A 12,223-nucleotide genomic window follows, 5' to 3' on the forward strand; every position below is an offset into this window, starting at 1 on the left:
CGGAATGTGCATAGGTACTGTAAGATACCTCGAAATTTCGTTGCTTAACGACAGCTTTGCTCGAATTCATTGAGTTTCTCTCATTAGGCTAGCCGCCTAATCTCTACTAGAGGTGGACTCAGCTAATTTGTTGGAGGCTATACCAATGATCTAGGCAAACTTTATATTACAGACTAGCTGCAAGGAGAGCTAACATCTTCTCGTAAGTTTTTTCTAAGACTTATTATTCAGGAATCTTACACAGTATCTAAGTAAAAACCGTTATTTTTATTAAAAAAATTGGGGGATAGCCCATAAGATAGAATGAAGGGATAAGCATTCTATCAAAATATATATTACGAGGAGAAAGTACTTGGTGGATAAGCGAAAGAAAGTTGGAATTGGTTTGAAATGGTTGGTTACCATATCATATATTGTTATTTACTCAGCATTTATGGAAAAAGAAATGAGCTTCCTAAGTTTATTGTGCAGTATATATATCATTTTTTTAGGAAGTTTTGTCTATATAAAGCTCCCCGAAAAACTATATTCATTAGCGTTTTTTTCATTAAATTTCTATTTGGGTTGGACAGTGTTATTGGTTTACTCGGATATATGGGTTCTAAAGCTAGTAGGACTATTTCTTTTATGTTGCCATCCATTAACCCTTTATCAGTTTTTGTATTCCTTTATACATATAGATGATAAGAAAAAACTTAATAAAAATCGTATTCTTCTATGTTGTGTTTCACTATACAGCTATTTGGCTCTTTTACTTGATTTTTATGTAGGACCTACTTTGATCTTGTTAATGATTTCGTCAATTACTGTCAATTCTTTAACAATTATTAAAGAAAAAAAATTTTTTTTTAGTGCACTAAAATATAAAGTTTTGATTACTTCATTACTACTCTCTTTTGTACTACTTATCTTATTTTATTTTATATGCCTGCTTTTCCCAGAGTTATCTTTTTATGATTGGGATAAAACTACCATACTAGTTACTATTTTACCAACTGGTGTAGTTTATATTCTCGTTAAAGAAAGAGAAATTATATTATCTGAAAAATTTCTGTTAGCGTTTTGTGTCTTAGTATATAGTGCAGTTTTCTTCTTAATTCTAGAAGTAATTGGTATTGTTCTCTGGAAAAGTTTCATTTTGACTATTCTTTTCGCCCTAGTATGTTATTTGACTCATCTATCAATAAATGCAATACGTTCAAATAAAGTAAAACAATTAAAAAATAATTTTAGGAATTTAAATAACGAAAAGTTAGAAGTACTAGATCAAGTTACATACTCGCAATTTCTCAATAATGTATCTGAATTATTGCTCGATAAATTAGAAGAATTAACTGCGAGCCAAAGACTAGCTGTATTTGTTGAATCAAAAGAAGAGTGTTATTTACTATGTCAAAAAGGCGAAACAGTTTTTAATTCACTAAAAAAAGAGATTCATTCACTAAAAAAACAAAAACAAAAAATTAAGTTTCGAAAAAAAGAATATACCTGTATACCCATAATAATCTCTGGATATACAGTTTGGATTTTCTTTGAAAACAATGACAATGATATTGATTTGAAATCTATACATAAAACTGTAGAACAACATGGAACCTTGATAATTACCGTAAGATTACTTCACTTACATAGCAAAAGTTATGTGAAAGATCCAATAGAGGTCTGTCAATTGTTAAGAATCAAGCTGTTTAATAGTATGGAGATTGAGAAGAAAAATTACGCTAATTATCTTCACGATAACATACTCCAGTCTGTTATTGGACTCCATACTTTAATATCAAATTTGTCAGGAGATGTCATGATTACGGATTTAATTAATGAGGAGTTTTCAAAATTAGTTAGTTCTATACGTTCTGAAATCTTTAACACGTATCCATCAACGCTTTATCATCTTACTTTTAAAGAAAACTTACAAATATTAATTGATGATTTTAACAAAAAATACCCGAAGACAGAGTTTACATTGGATTATAGTATTGAGGAAATAATACCACAGCATGTTATCGCTCCACTATATCGGATCGTGAAAGAGTTAAATGAAAATATTGGAAAACATGCAGATGCTGAAATAGGAAAAGTAACAGTTGAAATAGACAACGCTGAGATTCAGTTGATAGTAGAAGACGACGGAGTAGGGGTTGGCAATATTTTAGAGTTTGAAAAATCGTTAATTCAGACGAATGATCACATCGGCCTACTTTCGATAAAAAATGACATTAATTGGTTGAATGGTTCATTTAAGATGTTGTCTTTACCAGGTCCAAATAGCGGTACGAAAGTTTGGGTCACTATTCCTTGTATGAAGGGAGAGCAATATGAAAATATTACTAGTTGATGACCATAAATTGATTGGGAAAAGTCTCGAGATGACTTTAAAAAACTATGCAGATGTTAAAGAGTTTAGATATATTTCAGATCCAATCACGGTTTTTGAAATGATTGAAACATATCGACCATCGATAATTTTGATGGATATTCACATGGGTATGTTCAATGGCTTGGAATTGGGAGAAGAAGTGTTGAGAAAAACAAAAACAAAATTAGTTTTTTTATCTGGGTTTGATTTAGCAGAGTATAGAGATAAAGCAATTGGTATCGGAGCTAATGGCTTTTTAGACAAACATATAGCGGTTGACTCTTTGATTGAGAATTTGAAAAAAATAAGCTATGAAGACAAAAAAATATTTCCTCAAACAAGTAGACATGATTTAAAGCATAACCTAATTACTCCTCGAGAAAAAGAAGTATTAAGAATTTTATCGCAAGGAGTAAAACAATCAGCAATAGCTTCCAAAATGAATATTACTGACCGAACTCTTCGTAACTATGTTTATTCCATCAATGAAAAGTTAGAAACAAATTCTGCAATTGCTTCAGTTGTTAAAGCAATTGAACTGGGTATTATAAATGTACGCCTTCAATAATAAATTTTGTTGGAATAAACAGAATTTAGTGTGTTGTATTCTTATAACAAATTTATTATTGTAATTTCAGATTATCTGTTAGAAGTAGATATTCAGAGAATTACAACTTTAAATTGTACTAATGTAGTAACTTCTTTTTTTATTTTTAAAAACAAAGTCATTTTTAGCAATTATAGCTTCCTAGTTAGCGAAACTGAAAGATTCTTCTTTTTTTGGACATTAAAAGAAGCCTATGGCAAGTTCCTCGGAGTAAGGCTAGATTTTAGCTATATGAAAAATTAATCAATGGAACTTCATTGAAGCTAAAAAATGGGCAAAGCTACCAAAATCAGTTAGTAACTTTATTGCTGATACCTGAAAAACTAATAAAAAACTAGTATATTTTGTTTCTGGCAGTTCAGGTAATAAAAAAAGTTAAAAAAATTTCAGGCTAAAAAAGCGAATTTACCAAAAAGCGCACTTTTTGGTTCCTATGAAACGAAAAAGTACGTACTATACAGCATGTACGGCACGGTATATGATGATATCAGAAAACGTTAAAGGAGCGAATCAAATGATTACATCACTAGCAGATACAGTAACATTAAACAACGGCACTAAAATTCCAGGAATGGGTCTCGGGGTATTTCAAATACCAGACGAAGAGACAGCAAAAGTGGTCGAAGAAGGGATTATCAATGGTTATCGTTTAATCGATACAGCGCAAATCTATGGCAATGAATCTGGCACAGGAGCGGGAATTAAAGCAGGCTTAGCGGCAACTGGTTTGAACCGTGAGGACTTATTTGTTACCTCGAAAGTTTGGAACGCGCATATTTCCTATGATGAAACAATTCAAGCTTTCAATGATAGTTTGGAACGTTTAGGTTTAGATTATTTAGATTTGTATTTAATTCATTGGCCAGGAAATAATTCTTACAAAGAATCATGGCAAGCTTTAGAAACTTTATATGCTGAAGGAAAAGTGAAAGCAATTGGTGTCAGCAACTTCCAAGTTCATCATTTAGAAGATTTACTTTCTTATGCAAAAGTTGTTCCGGTAATTAACCAAGTGGAACTACATCCAAAATTGGATCAAAAAGAAGTGCGTGATTTCTGTGAAAAACATGATATCAAAGTCCAAGCTTGGTCACCATTGATGCAAGGCCAATTATTATCGAATGAAACCATTTTGGCGATTGCTGAGAACCATAATAAATCAGCAGCCCAAGTGATTTTACGTTGGGATATTCAACAAGATATCTTATTAGCCGTGAAATCTGTCCACAAAGAACGGATGATTAGCAATGCAGCGGTCTTTGATTTTGAACTAAGTGCAGAAGAAATGGCACAAATTAACCAATTGAATGAATCGTTACGTGTGGGACCAGATCCAGACACGTTTGATTTCTAAAAATTAACTAGGAGGAGATACAATGAGTGAAGCAGTTAAAGGTTTTTCAGTAGTCAACCACGTGGGGATTACAGTCAGTAATTTGGATGAATCAGTAAAGTTTTATGAAGCATTAACAGGAACAAAAATCGCAAATCGTGATGAAATTGGTGGAAAACGGATGGCCCAAACACAAGGGTTAGATGATACATTAATCAAGTATGCCAATGTGCATCTAGAAAACATCAATATTGATTTATTAGAATATGTTAAACCAAAATCAGAAAAAGCTTCTTATTCCAACGAACAAATTAGTGCAATGCATATGTGTTTCGAAGTGGAAGATATTGATGCAGCTGTTGCACGTTTAAGAGCGATTGGCGTAGAACCTGATGGAGAGCCGATTACATTCCAAGAAGAAGATGGCTTGAAGAGCGGTTTTGGTACAGGTGTCGCTTACTTTACCGATCCAGATGGTACAAATTTAGAATTGATTGCTCCTAAAGGTCCATTTACACGAAATTAAGTTAAAAGACTTTCAAACAAACATCAAAAAGACCCCCTCATTCTAGTATCACTAACTAGAATGGGGGCTCTTTTTATTTTTTGAGACAGAAGTCGCTAAAGAAAAGATATTCCAAATCCGTAATTGATGGTATACTAAAACGTAACAAATAAAGGAGGAAGACAATTGATTCTTAGCGTCTTAACAGTTATTTATTTTATTAATGCAATTATTGCGGGAATTACCATTTTGTTAAAACCTCGAGATGTAGCAGCAATTTGGGCATGGCTACTCGTACTGATTGCTCTACCCGTTTTTGGTTTTTTCTTATATTTATTCTTTGGTCGCGGTTTAACCGACAAAAAGAAATTTTATTTGCAACAAAGTGATTTGCGGGAATTAGAGAATTTTCAGAATTTCCAAGAAGAAAGTTTTGAACTTTATAGTCAAAAGATGCCGACGGAGGAGCAACAACAGTTTACAGACTTTTTTTCCTCGTTAAATAGGATGCCTCTGACTAAGAAAAATGATGTTGAAATTTTTACGGATGGTACGGAAAAATTCAATGCGTTGATGGCAGACATAAAAAAAGCTCAGCACTCCATTCATATTGAATATTATGCCTTTGTAACGGATCATATCGGTACCAAAATTTTGAACTTATTAGAAGAAAAGGCGGCTGAAGGGGTTGAAGTGCGGTTGCTTTACGATGCCTTTGGCTCAAAGGGTACCAAGGTTCATCATTTGAATGAATTGAAAAAAAACGGCGGTTTTGTCCAAACGTTTATTACTTCTCAAAAAGCACTTTTGAAGTTTCGTTTGAATTATCATGATCACCGGAAAATTGTTGTTATTGACGGAAAAGTAGGCTACATTGGCGGCTTTAATGTTGCCGATCAATATGCCGGAACGACTAAAAAGTTTGGCTATTGGCGGGATACACATTTACGGATTCAAGGGCCAGCAGCCTCATTACTGCAAATGCGTTTTTTAATGGATTGGAACGTCTCTTCCCCCGAGAAAAATCGTGTGGCGTATCAATTGGATTATTTCTTTAAACTTGAAGCATTGGTGCCAGAGGCAAATACATCCATTCAGATGATTGCCAGTGGTCCTAACAGTGACCGTGAACAAATTAAATTGGCCTTTATTAAATTGATTACTTCTGCCAAGAAAAGAGTCTGGATTCAAACGCCGTATTTAGTTCCTGATGACAGTGTCTTGGCTGCTTTAAAGGTTGCTGCGGCTTCAGGAGTAGATGTTAAAATTATGATTCCAGATAAGCCCGACCATCCGTTTATTTATCGAGCAACACAGTATTACGGCCGCTTATTGATGAAAGAAAATATTGAAATTTTAATTTATAACGGTGGTTTCTTACATGCGAAAACAATGATTATGGATGATGAAGTCTGCACAGTTGGTTCAGCCAATCAAGATATCCGAAGTTACAAATTAAACTTTGAAGCAAATGCTGTGTTATATGATAAAAAAATCATTGATCAATTAGAAGCAATTTTCTTAGAAGATCGAAAAAAATGTACAACAATGACTCCAGAAGTTGTTCGCGACATGTCAAAATGGTTGATTTTTAAACAACAAATTTCACGATTATTTTCACCAATTCTTTAAAACTGTTTTTCACAAAATGACGAACTTCTGATCCGAAGTTCGTCATTTTTCTTCGGGAATTTTATAAAAGTATAGAAAATCACAAAAAAAGTCAAAAAAAATTTAAAGAATATTTTTTAAATTTTTTCGTTATTTTTTTATCTGTAGTTGTTGTTAAAACAAATAAATATTATTGTGGATTCGTTATTTTATTTTTGTGAAAAAGGGGCGTCTTTTGTAAAAGTAAAAAAAATTAAGCAAAGAGTGTTGACAAAAAAAACGAAAAGGAATATGCTACATGTACAAGTTAAATACAAAGCAATGACAGAAAAGCAGTAGAGAAATAACCACTGTTACAGAAAGCTAGTGGCGCTGGAAACTAGTACACGTTATTTATCGAATTACATTCTTGAGCTTCTGCCTACAGGGCACGGGTAACAGCGTTATTTGTTAAGAGGTATATAGTATTTTAAATAAACTAAACTATGTATAAATTTGGGTGGTACCACGAGAAATTCGTCCCTAAGTCGTTTCGACGGCTTAGGGATTTTTTGTATTCTTTTTTTGAATACGTGGCAGACCAAAGAAAATTTCGTGAACCCGTGTATACATAGAAATAAACACGGGATATCGTGTAAAAACAAGTGTGTTAATCGTTTATTTCGTTAAATGAACGATTTCCTATAAAGAGATAATTATAAATATGGAGGGTGATAACATGAATATCATTGACGAGCTAGCATGGCGTGATGCAATCAATCAACAAACAAACGAAGAAGGACTAAGAGAACTTACAGAAAATACGAGCATTTCGCTATATTGCGGTGTCGATCCAACTGGAGATAGCATGCATATTGGACATTTAATTCCTTTTATGATGATGAAACGATTCCAATTAGCAGGTCATCACCCATACATTTTAATTGGTGGCGGAACTGGAACAATTGGTGACCCAAGTGGACGAACAACTGAACGTGTTTTACAAACGATGGAAGCTGTGCAACATAATGTGGACAGTCTTTCAAACCAAATGAAAAAATTATTTGGTAAAGATGCTGAGGTAACAATGGTGAACAACTACGATTGGTTATCAGAACTATCTTTATTAGATTTTTTAAGAGATTACGGGAAAAACTTTAATGTCAACACGATGTTGGCAAAAGACATTGTCGCTAGTCGTTTAGAAAGTGGCATTTCCTTTACAGAATTCACATACCAAATTCTTCAATCAATTGACTTTTACACATTGCATAAAAAACATAATATTCAATTGCAAATTGGTGGCGCTGATCAATGGGGCAATATCACTGCAGGATTAGATTTGATTCGTAAAAAAGAAGGACCAGAAGCCAAAGTATTCGGGTTAACCATTCCTTTAATGCTAAAAGCAGATGGTACAAAATTTGGGAAAACAGCGGGTGGCGCTATCTGGTTAGATCCTAAGAAAACCTCACCATTTGAATTCTACCAATTCTGGTTAAACCAAGATGATCGTGATGTCATCAAATACTTGAAATTCTTTACTTTCTTAGATAAAGAAGAAATCGATGCGTTAGCTGAAAAAGTTGAAAAAGAACCAGGTAAACGTGAAGCACAAAGACGCTTAGCTGAAGAAGTGACACGATTTGTTCACGATGATGCAGCATTAGAAGAAGCGCAAAAAATTTCAGAAGCTCTTTTCTCAGGCAATATTAAAGACTTAACGATTGAGGAAATCGAGCAAGGGTTAGAACATGTGCCAACTGTTGAAATTACCAAAGATGCTAAAAACATTGTAGATTGGTTAGTTGACACAGAAATCGAACCATCAAAACGTCAAGCTCGCGAAGATGTGAGCGGAGGAGCTATAAGTATTAACGGTGACCGAGTTACCGATTTAGATTTTGCAGTCGATCCAACACAACATTTCGATGGAAAATTCGTTGTTGTACGGAAAGGGAAGAAAAATTACTTTTTAGCAAAAGTAATGGATTAGAAATTGATAATAATTTCACGAAGAGAAGACGTGTGATTATTTGATCAAAGTTAAAATTCTATTTCTCCTTACAGGTAGTGGTGAAACCGTTAATACACCTAATAAGAGTGGGATTGTACACACAATCCCACTCTTATTTTTTTATATAATGGTTCTGACAAGACACCTTGTGAAAAAATTATAAAATTAAAGAGCTATGATAACCATTGTTATTTTTCTTCTTTACACTTTAGCCGTTTGGGTGTAAGTTGTGAATGCAAAATCTAATTCATTAAAATTTGTAAGGAGGAATTTTCGTATGAAAAACGAAAAATTAGCAAAAGGCGAAATGAACCTTAATGCACTATTCATTGGGGACAAAGCCGAAAACGGACAATTATATAAAGACTTGTTGATCGACTTAGTAGATGAACATTTAGGATGGCGTCAAAACTACATGCCACAAGACATGCCAGTTATCTCTTCTCAAGAACGCACATCTGAAAGCTACGAAAAAACTGTCAACCATATGAAAGATGTATTGAATGAAATCTCTTCTCGCATGCGTACACATTCAGTTCCATGGCATACAGCAGGTAGATATTGGGGACATATGAACTCAGAAACATTAATGCCTTCTCTATTAGCTTACAACTTTGCAATGCTATGGAACGGGAACAACGTTGCCTATGAATCTTCTCCAGCAACTTCTCAAATGGAAGAAGAAGTAGGACATGAATTTGCTCACTTAATGAGCTACAAAAATGGTTGGGGACACATCGTTGCTGATGGTTCTTTAGCTAACTTAGAAGGCTTATGGTATGCCCGTAACATTAAATCATTACCATTTGCTATGAAAGAAGTAAAACCAGAATTAGTTGCTGGCAAATCAGATTGGGAACTATTGAACATGCCAACAAAAGAAATTATGGACTTATTAGAATCAGCTGAAGATGAAATTGATGAAATCAAAGCTCATTCAGCTCGTTCAGGTAAACATTTACAAGCAATCGGTAAATGGTTAGTCCCACAAACTAAACACTATTCTTGGTTAAAAGCTGCTGATATTATCGGTATCGGTTTAGATCAAGTTATCCCAGTACCAGTTGACCATAACTACCGTATGGATATCAACGAATTAGAAAAAATCGTTCGTGGCTTAGCAGAAGAACAAATTCCAGTGCTAGGTGTTGTCGGTGTAGTTGGTTCTACTGAAGAAGGTGCCGTTGACTCAATCGATAAAATTATTGCTTTACGCGATGAATTAATGAAAGACGGTATTTACTATTATGTACACGTTGATGCTGCTTATGGTGGTTATGGACGTGCCATCTTCTTAGACGAAGACAACAACTTCATCCCTTACGAAGATTTACAAGATGTTCACGAAGAATACGGTGTCTTCAAAGAGAAAAAAGAACACATTTCAAGAGAAGTGTATGATGCATATAAAGCAATCGAATTAGCAGAATCAGTAACAATTGACCCTCATAAAATGGGTTATATCCCTTATTCAGCTGGTGGTATCGTTATCCAAGATATCCGTATGCGCGACGTTATTTCTTACTTCGCAACTTACGTATTTGAAAAAGGTGCCGATATTCCTGCGTTACTAGGTGCTTATATCCTTGAAGGTTCAAAAGCTGGTGCAACAGCTGCTTCTGTATGGGCTGCACATCACGTTTTACCTTTAAACGTTGCAGGTTATGGTAAATTAATTGGTGCTTCAATTGAAGGATCACATCATTTCTATAACTTCTTGAATGATTTAACATTCAAAGTTGGCGACAAAGAAATCGAAGTCCACACATTAACTCATCCAGACTTCAACATGGTTGACTATGTGTTTAAAGAAAAAGGCAACGATGATTTAGTAGCAATGAACAAATTAAACCATGATGTATATGACTATGCATCATACGTTAAAGGAAATATTTACAACAACGAATTCATTACTTCACATACTGACTTTGCTATTCCAGATTATGGCAACAGCCCATTAAAATTTGTAAACAGCTTAGGATTTAGTGACGAAGAATGGAACCGTGCAGGTAAAGTAACTGTGTTACGTGCTGCTGTAATGACTCCATACATGAACGATAAAGAAGAATTTGATGTTTACGCTCCTAAGATTCAAGCTGCTTTACAAGAAAAATTAGAACAAATTTACGACGTAAAATAATTGAATCTTAAACGGAAAAAAGAAATGGTAACCGAACGAGGGAACGTTGGTCTGGTTGATTTATTCAATAGATAAATCAACCAGACGGCTAACCTCTTAACCAATTCTTTGTCTGGGTAAGAGGCAGTCGAATGACTGTTTTACTCAGCGTATAACAGTCATTCATGCTCCTTATCCAAAATCTTATAAGGAGTGTACAAAATTGGATAAACAACAAGTTAAAAAAATTGAATTAGGTACTTTTATCGGTTTAACAATGGCATTGTGTGCAACTGTACGTAGTATCCCAACACTTGCTGCTGTTGGTTGGACATTAATTTCTTACACAATTTTCGCGGTCTTATTCTTTGCTGGTCCAATCGCATTGATATCTGGTGAATTATCTACGATGCTTCCTCAAGAAGGTGGCCCTCAACTTTGGGTTAAAACTGCCTTAGGTAGCAAATGGGGTTTTGTTGTCGCTTGGTTACTATGGGTGCAAATGTTCCCAGGAATGGTAATGGTTGCTTCTACATTAGGCCCTTTGCTAGGTAATACATTTGGTAATGTTCACTTAGGTGAAAATCATTGGTTCGTATTAGGTTGTATCTTAGTGATTTACTGGATTATTACAATCTTGAACTTGAAATTTGACATGGCGAAAGTTGGCGGAAATATTGGTGTTTGGCTAGGTGTTTACATCCCAGTATTAGTTATGTTTGTTTTAGGTCTTCTTTCAATGATTAAAGTAGGCTTAACACCTGGCGGCTATTTAGGTGCCTTCTCTTGGTCAAAAGTTTTACCAAACTTAGAAAATATGGACACATTTAAATATCTAGCAGGGATTGCGTTTATCTTTGTTGGGATTGAAATGTCTTCTGTTTATATTCCTCGTTTGAAAGATGCAACAAAAAATTATACAAAAGGCGTTTTCATTTCATTAATTGGTTTAGTTTTATTAAACGTTATTAATGCAATGTTTGTTGCTAATATTGTTCCAAATGGCAAAATGGAATTGTCTAACATTACACAACCAATTTTGCTTTATTGTGACGTTTTAGGTTTACCAACAATTATTGGTAATATCTTTAGTTTCATGGTCTTCTTAGGCGTGTTATTACAATTATCTGCTTGGGTTACTGGACCATCAAAAACAATTATTCAAGTTGCTCGTGATGGCTTATTGCCACCAAAATTTGGTTTCCATCGCGAAAATAAATATGGCGTTTCTCGTAACGTTGTGTTAACACAATCTGTGGTTATCTCATTATTCGCTTTACTTTATGGGGTAATGGATGATGTCAACGCTGTATTCTTAACTTTAACAAATGCAACAACAATTATTTATAGTATTGTGTATGTATTGATTGCGATTTCCCTAATTAAATTACGTAAATCTCAACCAGATACACTACGTCCTTACCGAATTGGTAAAAAAGGTAATGGCTTAGCTTATTTAGTGGCAGCAATGTTAATTTTTAGTGTTATCATTGTTATTTTCGCCACATTAGGTACAACAACCGTGACTGATGCAGTCTTAGTTGCATTAATCACTATTGTCATGTTTGTGATTCCGTTAATCATTAATCGCTTTAAAAAAGCAAGTTGGGCAACGGAAGTAAAAGAAGATTTAGGTGAATAAAAAGGCTAGCAATTATTTTGCTGAGTGCCTCTTCACCTGATGACTATAGTAAAT

The 12,223-nt window shown here is 34.3% G+C and carries 8 protein-coding genes and 1 other annotated feature; all 8 genes read left to right on the plus strand.

Annotation, left to right across the window (positions count from 1 at the left end; all coding sequences use genetic code 11):
* Positions 1-355 precede the first annotated feature (355 nt).
* The 8 genes from IGL07_RS02170 (at position 356) to tyrP (ending at position 12,169) form a co-directional block, all read left to right on the plus strand.
* Complete coding sequence (locus tag IGL07_RS02170; RefSeq protein ID WP_010817027.1) at positions 356-2,335, plus strand: sensor histidine kinase; 1,980 nt, start codon at positions 356-358, stop codon at positions 2,333-2,335.
* Positions 2,316-2,924 carry a response regulator transcription factor gene (locus IGL07_RS02175; RefSeq protein WP_002361211.1) on the plus strand — a complete coding sequence of 203 codons (609 nt, stop codon included), beginning with the start codon at positions 2,316-2,318 and terminating at the stop codon, positions 2,922-2,924. The genes IGL07_RS02170 and IGL07_RS02175 overlap by 20 nt, the downstream gene beginning before the upstream one ends.
* A 517-nt stretch (positions 2,925-3,441) precedes the next feature.
* Positions 3,442-4,317, plus strand: a complete 876-nt coding sequence (locus tag IGL07_RS02180) for an aldo/keto reductase (protein WP_002384874.1) — start codon at positions 3,442-3,444, stop codon at positions 4,315-4,317.
* 22 nt (positions 4,318-4,339) lie between these two features.
* Positions 4,340-4,822, plus strand: coding sequence for a VOC family protein (locus tag IGL07_RS02185; protein ID WP_002355441.1), 483 nt, complete (start codon positions 4,340-4,342; stop codon positions 4,820-4,822).
* Between the two features lie 165 nt (positions 4,823-4,987).
* On the plus strand, positions 4,988-6,433 hold the full coding sequence (gene cls, locus IGL07_RS02190) for a cardiolipin synthase (protein WP_002361214.1): 1,446 nt from the start codon (positions 4,988-4,990) through the stop codon (positions 6,431-6,433).
* Between the two features lie 291 nt (positions 6,434-6,724).
* Positions 6,725-6,939: a binding site (T-box leader), on the plus strand.
* 191 nt (positions 6,940-7,130) lie between these two features.
* Positions 7,131-8,387: a tyrosine--tRNA ligase gene (gene tyrS, locus IGL07_RS02195; RefSeq protein ID WP_002355444.1), complete on the plus strand. Its 1,257-nt coding sequence runs from the start codon at positions 7,131-7,133 to the stop codon at positions 8,385-8,387.
* Positions 8,388-8,685: 298 nt separating this feature from the next.
* Positions 8,686-10,548 carry a tyrosine decarboxylase gene (gene tdc, locus IGL07_RS02200; protein WP_002355450.1) on the plus strand — a complete coding sequence of 621 codons (1,863 nt, stop codon included), beginning with the start codon at positions 8,686-8,688 and terminating at the stop codon, positions 10,546-10,548.
* Positions 10,549-10,750: 202 nt separating this feature from the next.
* Positions 10,751-12,169 (plus strand): tyrosine-tyramine antiporter, encoded by a 1,419-nt coding sequence (gene tyrP / locus IGL07_RS02205; RefSeq protein WP_002355453.1) that lies wholly within the window; start codon positions 10,751-10,753, stop codon positions 12,167-12,169.
* Positions 12,170-12,223: the final 54 nt, after the last annotated feature.

The sequence above is a fragment of the Enterococcus sp. DIV1368f genome, from assembly GCF_051712245.1.
GTDB lineage: Bacteria > Bacillota > Bacilli > Lactobacillales > Enterococcaceae > Enterococcus > Enterococcus faecalis.